11 protein-coding genes and 1 tRNA gene are annotated in these 17608 nt (G+C 58.0%); 5 read left to right on the plus strand and 7 right to left on the minus strand.

What is annotated here, in order from left to right; all coding sequences use genetic code 11:
• Window positions 1–61: 61 nt before the first annotated feature.
• Window positions 62–1381 carry a DNA recombination protein RmuC gene (gene rmuC, locus J7382_RS14395; protein ID WP_209069716.1) on the minus strand — a complete coding sequence of 440 codons (1320 nt, stop codon included), beginning with the start codon at window positions 1379–1381 and terminating at the stop codon, window positions 62–64.
• Window positions 1381–3324, minus strand: coding sequence for a DNA mismatch repair endonuclease MutL (gene mutL, locus J7382_RS14400; protein WP_209069717.1), 1944 nt, complete (start codon window positions 3322–3324; stop codon window positions 1381–1383). Before mutL ends, rmuC begins: the two co-directional genes overlap by 1 nt.
• 196 nt (window positions 3325–3520) lie before the next feature.
• Here mutL and J7382_RS14405 point away from each other — a divergent pair, with 196 nt between their 5' ends.
• Both J7382_RS14405 and sulP read left to right on the plus strand, forming a co-directional pair.
• Window positions 3521–4873, plus strand: coding sequence for an aminotransferase class III-fold pyridoxal phosphate-dependent enzyme (locus tag J7382_RS14405; protein WP_209069718.1), 1353 nt, complete (start codon window positions 3521–3523; stop codon window positions 4871–4873).
• A gap of 263 nt (window positions 4874–5136) precedes the next feature.
• Window positions 5137–6885, plus strand: coding sequence for a sulfate permease (gene sulP / locus J7382_RS14410; protein ID WP_209069719.1), 1749 nt, complete (start codon window positions 5137–5139; stop codon window positions 6883–6885).
• An 11-nt stretch (window positions 6886–6896) separates the two neighbouring features.
• On the opposite strand, the gene J7382_RS14415 is transcribed toward sulP, so the two are convergent.
• Genes J7382_RS14415 through J7382_RS14430 form a run of 4 tightly spaced genes read right to left on the minus strand, consistent with a single transcriptional unit; the run spans window position 6897 to window position 10785 of the window.
• Window positions 6897–7823 carry a metal ABC transporter permease gene (locus J7382_RS14415; protein ID WP_209069720.1) on the minus strand — a complete coding sequence of 309 codons (927 nt, stop codon included), beginning with the start codon at window positions 7821–7823 and terminating at the stop codon, window positions 6897–6899.
• Window positions 7820–9025 carry a metal ABC transporter permease gene (locus tag J7382_RS14420; RefSeq protein WP_209069721.1) on the minus strand — a complete coding sequence of 402 codons (1206 nt, stop codon included), beginning with the start codon at window positions 9023–9025 and terminating at the stop codon, window positions 7820–7822. Before J7382_RS14420 ends, J7382_RS14415 begins: the two co-directional genes overlap by 4 nt.
• 3 nt (window positions 9026–9028) lie before the next feature.
• Complete coding sequence (locus tag J7382_RS14425) at window positions 9029–9835, minus strand: metal ABC transporter ATP-binding protein (RefSeq protein ID WP_209069722.1); 807 nt, start codon at window positions 9833–9835, stop codon at window positions 9029–9031.
• An 11-nt stretch (window positions 9836–9846) separates the two neighbouring features.
• Entirely contained in the window at window positions 9847–10785 is a 939-nt protein-coding gene (locus J7382_RS14430) for a zinc ABC transporter substrate-binding protein (RefSeq protein ID WP_247745019.1), read from the minus strand.
• 215 nt (window positions 10786–11000) lie between these two features.
• On the opposite strand from J7382_RS14430, the gene deoC reads away from it, so the two are divergent.
• From deoC to J7382_RS14445, 3 genes are all read left to right on the plus strand, one after another.
• Entirely contained in the window at window positions 11001–11993 is a 993-nt protein-coding gene (gene deoC / locus J7382_RS14435) for a deoxyribose-phosphate aldolase (RefSeq protein WP_209069724.1), read from the plus strand.
• Window positions 11994–12005: 12 nt separating this feature from the next.
• The gene (locus J7382_RS14440) at window positions 12006–14351 is read left to right on the plus strand and encodes an aldehyde dehydrogenase family protein (RefSeq protein ID WP_209069725.1); all 2346 of its coding nucleotides are present in this window, start codon (window positions 12006–12008) and stop codon (window positions 14349–14351) included.
• Between the two features lie 259 nt (window positions 14352–14610).
• The gene (locus tag J7382_RS14445; protein ID WP_209069726.1) at window positions 14611–16716 is read left to right on the plus strand and encodes a methyl-accepting chemotaxis protein; all 2106 of its coding nucleotides are present in this window, start codon (window positions 14611–14613) and stop codon (window positions 16714–16716) included.
• 774 nt (window positions 16717–17490) lie between these two features.
• On the opposite strand, the gene J7382_RS14450 is transcribed toward J7382_RS14445, so the two are convergent.
• Window positions 17491–17567 (minus strand) — tRNA-Met (locus J7382_RS14450).
• Between the last annotated feature and the right edge of the window lie 41 nt (window positions 17568–17608).

A 17608-nucleotide genomic window follows, 5' to 3' on the forward strand; every position in this document is an offset into this window, starting at 1 on the left:
GGGGCTGCGCCCCGCCCACAAGCGGCAACCGCCAGTGGCCTAACCCCGCTCCGGTCGCCGGTCAGCTTTCCGGTTTGCTCAGCGGCACAACTTTATTGTCCTCCGGCTGGGCAATCTCTTCAAAATCAAAGTTGTCCAACCGGCGTGCGCGTCGTCCGGCCTTATCCGCGCTGATCTTGATTTCACTGATATCCTTGGCGGCCTGACCAAAGTGGCGATCGAGATTGTCCACCCGCGTGCCCAGCCGCTCCACATCCGCGTAGAGCAGGCCCAACTCGCGGCGAATGGCCCCAGCCTGCTCGCGCATCCGGGCATCTTTGAGAATGGCCCGCATGGTGTTGAGCGTCGCCATGCAGGTGGTGGGGGAGACAATCCAGACCCGTGCAGCAAAACCCTCGCGCACCAGATCCGGGAATTTGGCATGCAGTTCCGCATAGACCGCCTCAGAGGGCAGGAACATCAGAGCCCCATCGGCGGTTTCCCCTTCGATGATGTATTTCTCCGAGATATCCTTGATATGTTTGCGCACCGAGGTTTTGAACATCTGAATGCCCGCCTTCAGCGCGGCCTCGGTTTCCGATGACAGCATGGCCTCATAAGCTTCCAGAGGGAATTTGCTGTCGATCACAATCGGGCCCGGTGGGTTAGGCAGGTGGATCAGACAATCCGCCCGTTTGCCATTGGAGAGCGTCTGTTGCAGCGCATAGCTGTCGCTGGGCAGTGCTTTGGAGACGATATCGGTGAGCTGAATCTCCCCAAAGGCCCCGCGCGTCTGTTTGTTGGACAGGATATCCTGCAAGCTCAACACATCCCCGGAAAGCCGTGTGATGTTTTCCTGGGCCTTGTCGATGGTCTGCAACCGCTCCTGCAACTGGGTGAGCGAGGTCGCCGTCTGTTTGGCGTTGCCCATCAGAGAGGTGTTGAGTTTTTCCTGCATCTCATTCAGCGCCGTGCCGGTGCGCATCTGCATATTGGAGAGGTTCTCCTGCATCTGCAACTGTTGCACCGCCAGCGTGTCGGCCATCTTCTGCTGCATGGAGGCCAAATTCTCCCCCGTGCTGCGCTGCACCTTGGCAAGGTTTTCATGCAGGTTGACCTGCACCTCTCCGAGCCGCTGCTCCATCAAGGTGGCAATCTGGCTTTGGGATTGGGCCTGCGCGCGCAGACCGCCATCCAGCTGCGCCTGCCCGGTGGCGAGCTGATCCACCCGCTGTGCCATCTGTCCCATATGCTGAGCAATGAAGGCCTCCGTCTGTGCCGCCCGCGCCTGCGCTGTGGCGCGCAGCATCACAAACAGCAACAGCACCGCCAGCCCCACGCCCCCCAACACATAGAGCGTTGCTGTTTCCATATTGGCCAAGGCCAGATCCATACCGTCCATCATGTCCGCCCAAACAGCCGTTCAATATCGGCCAGTTTCAATTCCACATAGGTTGGCCGACCGTGGTTGCATTGCCCGGAATGCGGTGTGGCCTCCATCTCGCGCAACAGCGCGTTCATCTCTTCGGCGCGCATACGTCGCCCTGAGCGGATCGATCCATGGCAGGCCACGCGGCTTAAAATGGCCTCAAGCTTGGCCTGCACCAGCATGCTTTCGCCCGTGTCATCCAGCTCATCCAGAATATCGAGCACCATGGCGCGCGCATTGACTTCGCCAAGCAGCGCCGGGGTTTCGCGCACGGCCACAGCCCCGCCGCCGAAGGCCTCAATCGTCAAGCCAAGGCTGGAGAGCGGTTCGGCCACACTCATGATCCGGGCACAGTCGCCCTCAGAGAGCTCCACGATTTCCGGGATCAACAAAGCCTGCGCCGCCACGCCGTTTTCGGCCATCTGACGTTTGAGTTTTTCATAGACAAGCCGTTCATGGGCCGCATGCTGATCAACAATCACCATACCGGTCTCTGTTTGCGCGACGATATAGTTTTCATGCACTTGCGCCCGCGCCGCGCCCAGCGGCAGACCTTCTGTCGCAGCAGCCTGCGACAGCGCGGTGGTATCATCGGGGATGGGCTCCACCCGCGCGGAATAGGCCTCGGTCAATTCGGCAAAACCTGTTTCCGACGGTGGGGAGACAGAGCGGGGCGGCGTAAATGCCGGGGCCTGCGCCTGATAGGCGGCCGTGCGTGCGCCAAGGCTTGGGCGGTCCATCTGATAAACCCGCGCCTGTCCATCGGGGGGCGCAACCGACGCAGCACCCAGCGCGCCAAGCGACTCTGGGCGAAAGGCGTTGAGGGTAGAATTGGCCACCGTAGTGGAGGCACGATGGCCCGCTTCCGCCAGCGCATGGCGCAGACTGGACACAATCAGCCCACGGGCCAGCCCGGGATCGCGAAACCGCACCTCACTCTTGGCCGGGTGCACGTTCACATCCACCAGATGCGGGTCACAATCAATGAACAGCGCCGCCGCCGGGTGGCGGTCGCGGCTGAGATAATCAAAATAGGCCCCGCGCAGCGCGCCCACCAACAGTTTGTCCTTCACCGGGCGGCCGTTCACAAACAGATATTGCGCCACAGAGGAGCCACGCGAATAGGTTGGCAGCGCGGCATAGCCGATCAGGCGCAGCCCTTCGCGCTCTGCATCAATTTTCAGCGCGTTTTCGGCAAACTCTTTGCCCAGAATCCGCGCCAGCCGCCCATGCAAGGCATCAAACAGATCGCCACTTTCCGCCTCAGCCCGAAAGGTAACACGCCCTTCGCCGCCACCGGTCACATCGCGCAGAGTGAAGCCAATAAAGGGTTCCGCCATGGCGAGGCGTTTGACCACATCGGTGATCGCCTGCGCCTCCGCGCGGTCGCTGCGCATGAATTTCAGACGGGCGGGCGTGGCATAAAACAGATCCCGCAGCTCGACGATGGTGCCGCCTGACAGGGCAGCAGGTTTCACCGCCCCCATCTGCCCGCCTTCGACTGCGATGCTGGCCGCCGCGGCGCGGCCAACACGCGAAGTGATGCTCAGACGCCCCACCGCCCCCAGCGAGGGCAGAGCCTCCCCGCGAAAGCCAAAGGTGTGGATGTCCAGAAGATCGCTGCCATCAATTTTGGACGTGGCGTGGCGCGATAGCGCCAGAGGCAGCTGCGCTTCGGTGATGCCACAGCCATCATCGGTGATACGAATGAGGGTCTTGCCCCCATCTGCATAGGCGATTTCAATCCGTCGGCTGCCCGCATCAATAGCATTTTCCACCAGCTCTTTCACGGCGGAGGCGGGGCGTTCGACCACCTCTCCTGCCGCAATTCTATTGATCGCCGCATCGTCCAATTGACGAATGACGGGCTGATCCGCTTGGGGCGGGGCGCTTATATTGGGGCTATCCACAGACATAAGACGAAATCTAGCATGTTCTTGTTTGATTCTACCACCGCCATTGCCTGTGTGCGGTGCCAAGACACCCCCAAAAAATCTCCTCTTTCGCGAACAGTTTGGCGCGGTTTCGCTGGACAGGACAAAAGGCCTTCCCCATAATTTGATCAAATTATGACGACGCGGGGTATTGCCCTGCCACCAAGGGAGCTCACCAATGAAAGACGACAACTTCCTCAAGGAAAATAATGCCCGCCACCTTTGGCATCCGATGGGCGCGCCCGCTGATTCTCACGCCACCCCGCCGAAGATCATCAAGACCGCTGAAGGGGTGAACATCACGGATATTGACGGGCATTCTGCTGTGGACGCCGTGGGCGGCCTTTGGTGTGTGAACCTCGGTTATTCCAATGATGTGGTGAAAGAAGCGATTTCCAAGCAGCTCTATGATCTGCCGTATTATTCAGCTTTCGCCGGCAGCTCCAACCCAGCGGCCATTGAGGCCTCTTACGCTGTCCGCGAATTTTTCGCCGAAGACGGCATGACGCGGGTGTTCTTCACCTCTGGTGGCTCCGATTCCGTGGAAACCGCGCTGCGGCTGGCGCGCCAATACCATCGCCTGCGTGGAGAACCGACCCGCACCAAATTCCTCAGCCTGAAAAAAGGCTATCACGGCACGCATTTTGGCGGGGCCAGTGTCAATGGTAACAACCGCTTCCGCATCAACTATGAGCCACTGCTGCCCGGCTGTTTCCACCTGCCCTCCCCGTACAGCTATCGCAATCCGTTTCACGAAACCGATCCAGTGCAGCTGGCGCAAAACATTGCCGCCGCCTTTGAGGATGAGATTGCCTTCCAAGGCGCCAACACCATTGCGGCCTTCATCATGGAGCCGATTCAGGGCGCTGGTGGGGTGATTGTACCGGATGCCTCTTTCATGGCGCTCATGCGCGAGATCTGTGACCGCCACGGCATTCTGATGATTTCAGATGAGGTGATCACCGGCTTTGGTCGCACCGGGGATTGGTCCGGGGCACGGCACTGGGGTGTGAAGCCTGACATGATGACCACGGCCAAAGGCATCACCTCGGGCTACTTCCCGGCGGGGGCCTGTTTGATGAATGATAAGGTGGCAGATGTGTTTGAAAACGACACCTCTGGCGAAGCGGGCATTTTCCATGGCTATACCTATTCTGCCCATCCGGTGGGATCCGCCGCCGTAGTCGCCTGTCTGGCGGAGACCCAGCGTCTGGATCTGAAAACCAATGCAGCCGCGCGCGGCACACAGCTTTATGAGGGGGTTCTGAAGCTGGCAGAAAAATATGACATTATCGGAGACGTGCGCGGGGGCCATGGCCTCATGACAGGCATTGAGCTGGTCTCTGACAAAGGCGCCAAAACACCCATGGATATGGCCACCATGAAGAAGATCCATGAGACCGCCTATCAGGCGGGGGCCATGGTGCGTCTGGGCATGCATAATATTCTGATGTCGCCCCCGCTGACCATTTCCGAAGGCGAAGTGGACACCATTCTCAGCGCGCTGGACGCAGGTTTCGCCGCCGCCTGACAAAAGCTCCCACCATCCGGAAGCGGCCCTGCGGGGCCGCACCGGATGTTGGGCCCGGCTCAAAGCATGGCCTTGAGCCTGTTGCGCGCCGCGCAGCCATAACGCGCAACCACACTGCGTCTCTCTTCCCTGTGCGTTGCCGCCCCGCAGGAAACCCACAGAGCCGACTTGAGCAAACAGACGGGCCTGATCTCACAGAGAGGCTTTCTTATTCATTTTTTTGAATGTATATGTCGCGCACCGCCAGACCGCATGAGGCTTGCATGACAGACCGCTCCAAAATCGCGCGCTATTTCCCGATCCTCGCTTGGGGGCGGACCTATACCAGACCCACATTGGAAGCGGATCTGCTCGCGGCGGTGATTGTCACCATCATGCTGATCCCGCAATCTCTGGCCTATGCACTGTTGGCAGGTTTGCCGCCGGAAGTGGGGCTTTACGCTTCCATCCTGCCGCTTGTGGCCTATGCGATCTTTGGGACCTCTCGCGTGCTTGCGGTGGGGCCTGTGGCCGTGGTCTCACTGATGACAGCTGCCGCAGTGGGCACCCTCAATCTGGACAGCACAACGGATTACATCGCTGCCGCCGTCGCGCTGGCGTTTATCTCCGGGGTGATACTGACAGGCATGGGCCTTCTACGCCTCGGCTTTCTGGCCAATTTCCTGTCCCATCCGGTGATTGCAGGCTTCATCACCGCTTCCGGTATTCTCATCGCCACAAGTCAGCTCAAACATATCTTCGGCGTCAGCGCACATGGCCATACCCTGCCGGAGCTGCTGATATCGCTGATCGCGCATCTGCCAGAGATCAACCTCTACACCCTCTTGCTTGGCGGCGCAGCCATGGGATTTCTGTTCTGGACCCGCAAAGGACTGAAACCGCTGCTCGCGCGTCTGGGGGTGCCCGCGCGTCTTGCAGATGTGCTCACCAAAGCAGGCCCCGTGGCTGCGGTGGCCGCCACAACGCTGGCGGCATATGCTTTTGACCTTGGCGACAAAGGGGTCGCAATTGTGGGGGAGGTGCCAACCGGCCTGCCGCCGCTCACACTGCCAAGTTTTACCCCTGGCCTCTGGTCTGATCTCTTTCTTGCGGCGCTGCTGATCTCGATTATCGGCTTTGTGGAAAGCGTCTCCGTCGCGCAAACGCTGGCAGCAAAAAGACGTCAGCGCATTGACCCCGACCAGGAACTCATTGGCCTGGGAACCTCCAACATCGCCTCAGCCCTGTCAGGAGGATATCCTGTCACCGGTGGCTTTGCCCGCTCCGTTGTGAACTTTGACGCCGGCGCACAAACTCCTGCGGCTGGCGCCTTTACCGCCATCGGCATCGCGCTCGCCGCAATGTTCCTCACGCCGCTGCTGTTCTTTCTGCCCAAGGCCACCCTTGCCGCAACCATCATCGTGGCCGTGCTGAGCCTTGTTGATCTCTCAATTCTGCGTCACGCTTGGGGATATTCGCGGGTCGATTTTGCCGCCGTTGCCACCACCATTGCCCTGACGCTGGGACTGGGCGTGGAAGTGGGCGTCAGCGCGGGGGTCGTGCTGTCCATCGGGTTGCATCTTTACAAAACATCGCGCCCACATGTGGCCGAGGTAGGCCTGGTGCCCGGCACACAGCATTTCCGCAATATTCTGCGTCACACTGTCAAAACCACGCCGCATCTCGTCTCTCTGCGGATTGACGAAAGCCTGTACTTCGCCAACGCCCGCTATCTGGAAGACTATGTCTACGACCGGGTGGTCTGCGATCAACCCATCACGGATGTCGTGCTGATGGCCTCTGCTGTGAACGAGATCGACCTGAGCGCGTTGGAAAGTCTGGAGGCGATCAATACGCGCCTCAAAGAGATGAACATCCGGCTGCATTTTTCAGAGGTGAAGGGCCCGGTGATGGACCGCCTCAAACGCAGTCACTTTCTGGAAGAGCTGAGTGGTGACATATTCCTGTCCCAATATGATGCCTGGGACAGGTTGACTGCCCCAACAGAGGCTCCATCAAAGATCACGGCCTAAGACCGCCGATCTCACAGGGCTGGAGCACCGCTGCGATGGCGATGTGGCGCGAAGCCTGCGGCCAAGGCAAGGATCACGCCGGAGACGGTGGCAATCATGCCCGCCGCGCTCACCGCGTGGTCATAGCCGAGCCATATGGGACCATAGCCGGCAAAGACATATCCCAGCACGGCAGACAGCACCGCAAACACCACGCTCCACCCAATCTGCACCTCCAGACGGTTGGTCATCAGCCGCGCGGCGGCAGGCGGGCAAATGAACATGGCGATCACGATGATGGAGCCCACTGCATCAAAGGCCGCCACCGCGGCCAAGGCCGAGACGATCACCACCGCAATACCCAAGCCCGTCGTGTGCATACCAAGAGACTGCGCAAAACCTTCATCAAAGGTGGACACCACCAGAGGGCGCCATGCCGCCCACAGAAACGCAATCACGCCAAGAATGGCAACAGCAACGCGCCCGAGCTCTGGCGGCAGACCAGACAGGGCCACCGGATCCAGCACACTGGCCCAGCCTGACGCCTCTAGCCAAATCAAGCTCTCCAGATTGCCGTAGAGTGCATGTTCCACATCCAGATGTACGCCAGAGGTGTCGCTCTGCTCCAGAAGCAGAACACCAGCGGCAAACAGCGTGGTGAATGTCAGCCCCATCGCGGCCCCGGGCTCGATATTGCCCAATCGGCGGATGGCTTCGATCATCAAAACGGCCACCACAGCCGCGCCCGCAGCGCCCAGCATCATCGGGACGGCTGCGACAATTCCTGTGAGCAGGAAAGCCACGACAATGCCAGGAAGAACCACGTGGGAGATCGCGTCCCCAATCAACGCCTGCCTGCGCAAAAGGAGAAAATTCCCCGGCAGGGCACAGGCCACAGCGGCCAGAATCCCAATCAATAAGGGCGTCAGGGAAAGGGGGACAAACTCTTCACCACTCACAGGGTTACCTCCTTGGGTCCACCCATACGGCGGTCAATTTCCTGAATCTGATCTGGTGTCAGAACCGTTTCGATATCACGCAGCCCGTCATAAAGCGCCGCCGCACTTTCAAAGGCCTGATCTTGTCGCACCATCTGCCAGCGGGTTTCGTCGCGCAGCGCTTTGGCGGCACGCGCTTTGCCAGCATCGGTGGGCACGCCATCGGCATGTGCCAACCCACTGCGCAGCAGCAACCGCATTGTATAGGCCTCATAGATGGGCTGCCCCTGTGCAAGCGCAAGGAGGCCCTGACGCAGATGCACCCGACGCTGAAACCGGCGATGACGGATCACCGCGGCCAAAACGCCGCGACGTGGCGCTAGCAACAGCGACAGGACAAACAGGGCAAAGCTTGTCAGCACAATGATGGGGCCAGTTGGCAGCGCGGGCGCACTGGCAGATACGGCCGCGCCGATCCATGAGGCCACCCCACCACACAGTCCTGATACCAACACCATATGATCTGTGCGATCGGTCCAGAACCGTGCGGAGACCGGGGGAATGATCAACATGGCCACGATCAGGATCAGGCCCACGATTTTTAGACCAATCACGGTCACGGCCAGGGCAAGCGCCATAATGGCGAGATCCATACGCGCAACATTGATGCCCCGCGCCGCCGCATACTCCGGATCAAACGCCAGCAGGGTCATGGGACGGCGCAAGATCATCACGGCGACCAGCGTCAGCGCGCCGCCCACGGCGATCACCAGCGCCTCGTTAAACAACATGCCCGCAGTGGCCCCCAGCAGAAAGCCTTCCAAACCGGCTGCACGCCCGGAGCCCAGACTTTGGATCACCGTCAGTAGAACAATGCCAAACCCAAAGAAGACAGACAGCACAGCGCCAATGGCGGCGTCTTCTGAAAGGCGGGTGTGTCGCGTCAGCCAGTTCACACACAAGAGCCCCATCCAAGACGATATAGCGGCCCCCAGAAGGAGACCGGGCAAAGAGCGCCCATCGCCGCCCAGCAAAACCATCAGGATGAAGGCCAGCCCGACACCAGGTAAGGTGGCATGGCTGATGGCGTCGCTGACCAGCGCACGCTTGCGTAGGTAAAGGAACGTGCCTGTCACCCCTGCGGCAATGCCCAGCAGGGTCGCACCAATGGTCACCAGCGTGGCGTTATAGCCAAGCTGTAGCGTCAGAGCACTCCACAACATCGCTTAGCCCGCAGCCAATTCCAACTGATCAATCTGGCCGGTCGCCAAGCGCCCGCCGTAGGTCTGATTGAGGGTCTCTGCTGTGAAGGCGTCCGCCACGCTGCCTTCGGCCATTTTGCGCGTATTGATCAGGAAGACGCGGTCAAAGTAGCTGCGCACCGTGGTCAGGTCGTGATGCACTGCCACTACCGTTTTGCCCTCAGATTTCAACCCTTTGAGCACCTCAATAATCGCCTTTTCCGTGGCAGCGTCCACACCGGCAAAAGGCTCGTCCAGCAAATAGAGATCTGCATTCTGCGCCAGTGCCCGGGCCAAAAAGACACGCTGTTGCTGGCCGCCGGACAATTGACCAATCTGACGATCAGCAAAATCTGTCATGCCCACCCGCGCAAGGCAGGCCAGCGCTTTTTCCTTATGATGTCCACGAATGCGCCCCAGCAGGCCCAACTCGCGAGACAGGCCCATGAGCACCACATCAATCACGCGCGTTGGGAAATCCCAGTCGACGCTGGCGCGCTGTGGCACATAGGCAATCCGGTGACGGGCTGCCTTCAAAGGTTGCCCAAACACCCGCGCCTGCCCGGCCAGAGGGGTGACAATGCCCAGCGCGGCTTTCAACAGTGTCGATTTCCCAGCCCCATTGGGCCCAATAATGGCCGTCATAGAACCCTCGATAACGGTCATATCAACAGAAAACACCACGGGCTTTTGCCCATATGACACGGTCATCCCCCGAATGGCCAAGGGGCTGTCTGCGGGAAGAGGCGCCGAAGGCACCTCGCCATTATTTGCAACCAGTTCCACGTTCATCATTGTTTTCCTTATGTGCCAGCGGACAGGCGATCAGCCATGCCACGTACAGGGGCTTCTCCGCCAAGTGCACGAGAAATCACGGTGATATTGTGATCAATCATACCCACATAGGTGCCTTCATAGGTGCCGTTTTCCCCCATCGCGTCAGAGAACAACTCACCCCCAATCGTCACCTCGTGCCCACGTGCAGCTGCACCTTCAACCAAGGCGCGGATGGATCTGTCCGAGACAGAGCTTTCTACAAACACAGCCCCAATCTGGCGATCCACCAACATATCCACCAAGGCGCTGATGCGATTCAGACCGGCTTCGGACTCTGTGGAGATGCCTTGAATGCCCATCACCTCAAAGCCATAGGCCTGACCAAAATATCCAAAGGCATCATGCGCCGTTAGCAAAATGCGCGCGTCCTGCGGAACCGATGTGAGGCTCTTTTCGGCATACTCCGTCAGCGCATTCAGATCTGCCATAAAGGCTTCGGCATTTTCTGCGAAATATGCGGCCTGCTCCGGACGTGCCTGCGTCAACGCCTCCTGCACCCGCTCCGCGACAAAGACCCAAAGGCGCGGATCCATCCAGACGTGCGGATCATATTTATCGGCATAGTCATCATGTGCGCGCAACAGATCCCGTGCCAAACTGTCTGTCACAGCCACCAGATTGCCCTTGGCTTCCAGATCATGGAAAAATTCTTCCATTTGCGCTTCAAGGTAAAGGCCGTGCCAGAGCACCAGATCCGCCTTGGTCATTGCCAAGATATCCGTGCGGGTCTGACGATAGGCATGCGGATCCACCCCCGGCCCCATCAAACCTTTCACATCCACACTGTCGCCGCCAATACGACGCGCCGTGTCTGCAATCATACCGGTGGTCGCCACAACTTTGAGCGCGGTATCCGCTAACACGGGCGCGGCTGTGCTTGCCAATGCCGCAAAGGCTGCGGCCATAAAACTTCTGCGGAGGATTCGCATTTTTCACCTATTTACTCACCTTGAGTTGAATATGAGAACCATTCTCATGTCTGTCAACGCAATTGCGACTTATTCTCATCTTTTAATTGACCACATGATCAAAAATGTACCTAAACAACATCACAGTACCTTGCCAAAGCGTCATAAAATGAGGCACTTTGGAGCCTGTTTTTCCGCAACAGGATAGAATGATGCACACGCCCACCACGACTGCCGAAGGGCACCAGCTGCCTACCGCGCTGGAATCGCGCAATCCGGGAATGGCACTGGACCTTGACTGGGTGCGCTCTGCGCAGGCCAACACATCCGCCATTGAGCGCCGCGCGAAGACCTTGCCGGGCCGCCGTTCAGTCAAGAAAGACTATCAGGCCGCATGGCTGTGCAAGGCGATCTCTCTGATTGACCTCACCACTCTCTCCGGCGACGACAGCCAAGGCCGCGTTGAACGGCTTTGCGCCAAGGCGAAACAGCCCGTGCGGGCCGACCTGCTGGAGGCGCTTGGCATGACCGGCCTGACCACCGGCGCGGTCTGTGTCTATCACGATATGGTCGAAACCGCCGTGGGCGCGCTCCAAGGCTCTGGCATTCCCGTGGCTGCCGTATCCACGGGATTTCCGGCGGGCCTGTCCCCCTATCACCTGCGCATCACAGAAATTGGCGAGAGCGTCAAAGCCGGTGCCGAAGAAATCGATATCGTCATCACCCGTCGCCATGTGCTGCAAGGCAACTGGCAAGCGCTTTATGAGGAATTGGCCGAAATGCGGGCAGCCTGTGGCGATGCCCATGTGAAAGCCATTCTGGCCACTGGTGAATTGGGCACATTGCGCAATGTGGCCCGTGCCTCTCTGGTGTGCATGATGGCGGGGGCGGATTTCATCAAGACCTCCACCGGCAAGGAAAGCGTGAACGCCACCCTGCCCGTCTCTCTGGTAATGATCCGCGCGATCCGTGACTACTATGAGCGCACAGGGTTCCGCGTGGGCTACAAACCGGCGGGCGGCATTTCCAAAGCCAAAGACGCGCTGGTGTACCTGTCGCTGATCAAAGACGAGCTGGGCGATCGCTGGCTGCAGCCGGATCTCTTCCGCTTTGGCGCCTCTTCCCTGCTGGGCGACATCGAACGCCAGCTTGAACACCATGTCACAGGCCACTACTCGGCCAGCTACCGCCATGCGATGGCGTAAGGAGCCGACACAATGACCGTTAAAGAGATTTTTGAGACCATGGACTACGGCCCCGCCCCCGAAAGTGCCGCTGATGCTTTTGCCTGGATCGTGGACCAAGGCGCAGCCTTTGGACATTTTATCGACGGTGCCTGGACAAAACCACGCAAAGACTTCCAATCCAAGAACCCCGCCAATGGCGAGACCCTTGCCGATCTGACACAAGCGTCACAGGAAGACATCGACGCAGCTGTGAAAGCCGCACGAAAGGCCCAACCCAAATGGGAAGGCCTCGGCGGCCATGGCCGCGCCAAATACCTTTATGCGCTCGCCCGCCTGCTGCAAAAACACAGCCGCCTCTTTGCGGTGCTGGAGACGCTCGACAACGGCAAGCCCATCCGTGAAAGCCGGGACATCGACATTCCGCAGGTGCAGCGCCACTTCTACTATCACGCAGGAATGGCCCAGCTGATGGAAAGTGAGCTGCCCAACGCGCAGGCGCTCGGCGTCTGTGGGCAAATCATCCCGTGGAACTTCCCGCTCCTGATGCTGGCGTGGAAGATCGCCCCCGCTCTTGCGATGGGTAATACGGTGGTGCTGAAGCCGGCCGAGTTTACATCGCTAACCGCCTTGGCCTTTGCCGACATCTGCCAACAGGCAGGCCTGCCAGCTGGGGTGGTCAATATCGTCACCGGTGATGGTGCGGTGGGTGAGATGATCACCCGCCATGAAGACATCGACAAAATCGCCTTTACCGGCTCCACCGAGGTCGGCAAACGCATCCGCGAAACCACCGCAGGCACGGGCAAATCCCTGACCCTCGAACTGGGTGGCAAATCTGCCTACATCGTCTTTGACGATGCCGACATCGACAGTGCGATTGAGGGCCTCGTGGACGCGATCTGGTTCAATCAGGGGCAAGTCTGCTGTGCCGGGTCTCGCTTGCTGGTACAAGAGGGCATCGCCGAGCGCTTCCACAGCAAACTCAAAGCCCGCATGGACACACTGCGCATGGGCAATCCGCTCGACAAATGCATCGACGTGGGTGCGGTTGTAGATCCCATTCAGCTACAGAGCATCACCGACATGGTGGATGGCAATACGGATGGCGTTCTCTACCAGGCGCCGGTCGACATGCCCGTAGAAGGCTGTTTTTATCCCCCTACCCTGATCACCGGCCTCGCCCCTTCGTCCAAGCTGATGCAGGAAGAAATCTTCGGGCCCGTGCTTGTCTCCACCACCTTCCGCACCCCGGCGGAGGCCGTCGCATTGGCCAACAACACCCGCTACGGGCTGGCCGCGACCCTGTGGACAGAAAACGTCAATCTGGCGCTGGATATTGCGCCAAAACTCGTGGCCGGAGTGGTGTGGGTCAATGCGACCAACCTGTTTGACGCAGCCGCTGGCTTTGGTGGCCGTCGAGAAAGCGGCTATGGCCGCGAAGGCGGCTGGGAAGGTCTCTCGGCTTACACAAAACCCAAAGGCACAGCCAAAGCGCTCAAACCCGTTGAAGCCTTTTCTGGTGACAAGGGGCCGGTAGATCCGCTGGACCGCACCGCAAAGCTCTATATTGGCGGCAAACAGGCGCGCCCTGATGGCGGTTACAGCCAGAACATCTATGGCAAAAATGGCGCGCTGTTGGGACAGTCCCCAATTGCCAACCGCAAAGATCTGCGCAACGCGGTGGAAGCCGCGCAGGCTGCAAAAGGCTGGTCTAGCACCACAGGTCATCTGCGCGCGCAAATTCTATATTACATCGCGGAAAATCTCTCCGCCCGCAAAGAAGAGTTTGCCACACGCGTGAACCTTCTGACCGGCGGAAAGACCGGCGCTGCAGAGGTCGAGACCTCGATCCGCCGCCTTTTCACCTATGCCGCATGGGCAGACAAATATGATGGGCAGGCCCATGGGGTGCCCATTCGCGGCGTTGCTCTTGCAATGAAGGAACCCGTGGGGGTGATTGGCGCACTCTGTGCAGATGACGCTCCTCTGCTCGGGTTGATCTCTGCCATGGCACCCGCCATCGCGATGGGCAACCGCACCGTGCTTGTGGCGTCTGAAACCTACCCTCTGGCCGCGACGGATTTCTATCAGGTGCTGGAAACCTCTGATGTCCCCGCTGGCGTGGTCAATATCCTCACCGGCTCCCATGCAGAGCTGGCCGCGCCGTTAGCCGGTCATCTGGATGTCGATGCCATCTGGTCCTTTTCGTCTACTCCGCTGTCCCAAGAGATCGAGGCCGCCAGCGCGGGAAATCTCAAACGCACCTGGGTGAACAATGGATGCGCCCGGGATTGGCTCAGCGCGGAAGGCGAAGGGCACAGCTTCCTGGAGGCTTCAACAGAAGTGAAAAACATCTGGGTGCCCTACGGAGAGTAGCCTGTCGCGACATAGACTTATCCTGCCCCCTCACCCCGCCACTTTTTTTGGCGGGGTTTGTTTCTGGTATTTGGTTTGGCTCTTGTTCCGCCACAACCCTCGCGTCGGCGACAATTGATCTCCCCGATCAGTAATCCGCAAACGTGTCAATAGGATCCGTATTCCTTAAAGCGATAACGATACGGCACAGCTTTTAATCAGACTTAAGGGATTTTCTCCTATTAGATAGGCAATCTGGCCCTATGCGTGGAGTAGATCGATGAAGTTGAGACTTGTCATGTTGTTGGTGATCGGCCCGTTGTTTACAGTGGCCGGCTCATTCATGTACCACGATGTTTCACATGAGAAAAAAGCCGTCGCACGTGCACATGCCACCACGTTGCAAGCGCAAGAGGGCGCTATCGTTGGTGCCGTTATTCATGAATTGCAAAAAGAGCGCGGCTATTCCGCAGGATATCTGTCTTCTGGGGGCGTAAATTTTAGCTACGAGTTGGCACAACAGCGCAAAAATACTGAGGCCACAATTGAAGTCTACGGCAATTCCGTTGAGGAATTGCATGTGAAATACCCGGAGGCGTTCAAGAAAATTGAGGATGAACTTGGACGCCTACCCGAGATTCGGGCATCCGTGGATGGATTTCAAATCACCGTGCCGCAGATGGCCAAATTTTATACGGCGACCATCAATGATATGCTCGATATTTCCCGCCCCACAGGCATTGCTGGGCACGACAGTCGTCTGATCTCCTTACTGGCCGCGCGCGCCATGGTCGGCGCAGCCAAGGAAAATGCAGGTCTCGAACGGGCCATGGGGGCGACCGGCCTTGGCGCAGGTTTTTCACTTGCATTGCATGATCGCTTTGTGTCGTTGGGCGGCGCACAAAAGGCACTTCTGAAAGAAACCTCCGGTGCACTGCCGGGAGAAGGCTGGTTGAGTGAATTGCATGCGACACCGGAGTTTGCAGCCATGCAACAAGCTCGAGAGACGGTCTCTCAAGGCTATGCAGATGGAGATTTCAAGGGCCTGACCGCGCCTGAATGGTTTAAAATATCCACAAACTGGATCAACCTTCTGCGCGACCGAGAACTCTCCTTCATTGCCGAAGTTGATGCGCTCACCCATACCATAGAAGCAGAAGCCCAACGCGCCTTCACGCAGCTGGCTTGGATAGGCGCAATCGCCACCTTACTCATGCTTGTCTTCGCAATTGTCTCCTTTGAACGCATGATCGCCCGGATAAAGTATCTCATCTCTGTCATTCAAAAATTCACCGAAGGCGATTTCAACGTTTTTGTCGAAGGCATTGATGGGAAAGATGAGCTGAGCCGTATGGCCAATGCGGTCTATCATTTCAAGCAAGACAGCATCCAGATGCGCAACGATGCTGAGGCCCTCAAAGAGGCACAGGAACGCATCAAGCAAGATCAGGACTTTGTTGTGATGGAGATACGCCAGGGCCTCTCAAAATTGGCCGACGGAGATCTTACACAGCGTTTTGACGCGTCTTTTCCCGAGGAATACGAAGGGCTCAGACATGATTTCAACACTGCGGCCCTTAAGCTCAACGATACCTTGGTCAGTTTTGCACAAACCACCAATAATGTGCGCAACAGCACTGTGACCTTCAGCAAGTCTTCTGAAGATCTATCGCAACGTACCGAGAGCCAGGCCAAAACCTTGGAACAAACGGCAGCGGCGCTAAAAGACATTACAGGAAGCGTACAAACCGCCGCGAACGGCGCACGAAATGTACAAAAGACCACAGAAACGGCAAAGAAAGAAGCCACAGACAGCGGCGACATCGTTCGTGCTGCTGTTGATGCCATGGCCGATATCTCCTCATCGTCGAACGAAATCGGCCAAATTGTGAGCGTGATTGAAGACATTGCCTTTCAGACCAATCTCCTCGCTCTCAATGCCGGTGTAGAAGCCGCGCGCGCGGGGGAAGCGGGCAGTGGTTTCGCGGTGGTCGCCTCGGAAGTAAGAGCTCTGGCTCAGAAGTCCTCAGATGCCGCACGCGAAATTCAGGATCTGGTCGGCGAAAGTACCAAAAGCGTCAACACGGGTGTTGATCTGGTACACAAAACGGGGGCAGCGTTGGAGAGTATTGTGCAACGGGTTACGCATATCTCGGATCTGGTGGCAGAAATGGCCGAGGGAACAGCAGAACAAGCTGCCGGCCTAGGCGATATCAACAATGGCGTATCCCGCATCGAAGAGGTGACACAACATAATGCGACCATGGCGCAGGATGTAAACAGGACCAGTGCGACGTTGAGAGGACAAGCTGATGAACTGGAAGGCATGGTTGCACAGTTCTCTTTGACGCACCCCACCGAACAGAGCGCAGCTTCCGCAGCATAGAGCGTTTCGAGAGTACCTTGAAACTTCAAGGTGACCTCGGGACACGCTGTTCGACGAGTTGCGCGCCACGGCGGTGCCGAGTGTTGGATTACGAGGGCGAATATGCGAGCCGATCGGCGGAAATTCGGTCGACCTCTCAGAAGGTTTCATGCAGCATCGTCCGGCAAAATCGGAGCTGCCCCGCAACTTATGATTTTGCACATTTTCGGAGTGCGATTTTGGCAAAAAGCAATATTTGGGTCTCAGGGGCCTTGCGTGACGAAGCGCTATTGGTGGCCACAACAATCAGTCGTGAAGATCACGCTTCGAACTCGGTCTCGCGGGGACACCAGTCAGCGCAAGAGCATCTCCCGATCCGCTTTTTGGCCACCTATGTCGACCAAAGCTTCTCGGATTCAGTGGCCGCTCTTTTTTACGGCGGTGGAGGGATAAAGGTACGGCCACAACTAGAGGCCTGCCTTTTTGCTGCGATGCTGCCGGGAGAGGCTCCATCCTCACGAATACGTCTTGTTGCTTCGTATTTGAGATCATTGGGCCAGATTTTGCGACCAGACGGTGTGGTCTCTATTTCAAAGCCCCATACTGCGTTCTCAGACATTTCGCTCTCCCTATTGCTTGGAAGGCATTTAATATCACGGGAGCTGAGTGCGGATCAGATGGAGAAAAGGGGGGGGCAGATGCAGCGCTTACATTGCTTCTCCGCGAAAGATATCTGTAGCGCGCAACGGCACGTTTAGATATCAATCTTAATCTTTTGTTTAGTGTTGTATATATTGGTTGCGGGAGTAGGATTTGAACCTACGACCTTCAGGTTATGAGCCTGACGAGCTACCGGGCTGCTCCATCCCGCGACGCTTTTGCCTTTTTTGCCTTTTGGCTTTGAGGCTATTTG

The sequence above is a fragment of the Shimia sp. R11_0 genome (assembly GCF_017744035.1).
Classification (GTDB): domain Bacteria; phylum Pseudomonadota; class Alphaproteobacteria; order Rhodobacterales; family Rhodobacteraceae; genus Shimia; species Shimia marina.

Excerpts from the sequence above, each read along its gene's own strand:
- rmuC (WP_209069716.1), bottom strand. The coding sequence starts at position 1,381 with ATGGACGGTATGGATCTGGCCTTGGCCAATATGGAAACAGCAACGCTC.
- mutL (WP_209069717.1), bottom strand. The coding sequence starts at position 3,324 with ATGTCTGTGGATAGCCCCAATATAAGCGCCCCGCCCCAAGCGGATCAG.
- J7382_RS14405 (WP_209069718.1), top strand. The coding sequence starts at position 3,521 with ATGAAAGACGACAACTTCCTCAAGGAAAATAATGCCCGCCACCTTTGG.
- sulP (WP_209069719.1), top strand. The coding sequence starts at position 5,137 with ATGACAGACCGCTCCAAAATCGCGCGCTATTTCCCGATCCTCGCTTGG.
- J7382_RS14420 (WP_209069721.1), bottom strand. The coding sequence starts at position 9,025 with ATGTTGTGGAGTGCTCTGACGCTACAGCTTGGCTATAACGCCACGCTG.
- J7382_RS14425 (WP_209069722.1), bottom strand. The coding sequence starts at position 9,835 with ATGAACGTGGAACTGGTTGCAAATAATGGCGAGGTGCCTTCGGCGCCT.
- J7382_RS14430 (WP_247745019.1), bottom strand. The coding sequence starts at position 10,785 with ATGGCCGCAGCCTTTGCGGCATTGGCAAGCACAGCCGCGCCCGTGTTA.
- deoC (WP_209069724.1), top strand. The coding sequence starts at position 11,001 with ATGCACACGCCCACCACGACTGCCGAAGGGCACCAGCTGCCTACCGCG.
- J7382_RS14440 (WP_209069725.1), top strand. The coding sequence starts at position 12,006 with ATGACCGTTAAAGAGATTTTTGAGACCATGGACTACGGCCCCGCCCCC.
- J7382_RS14445 (WP_209069726.1), top strand. The coding sequence starts at position 14,611 with ATGAAGTTGAGACTTGTCATGTTGTTGGTGATCGGCCCGTTGTTTACA.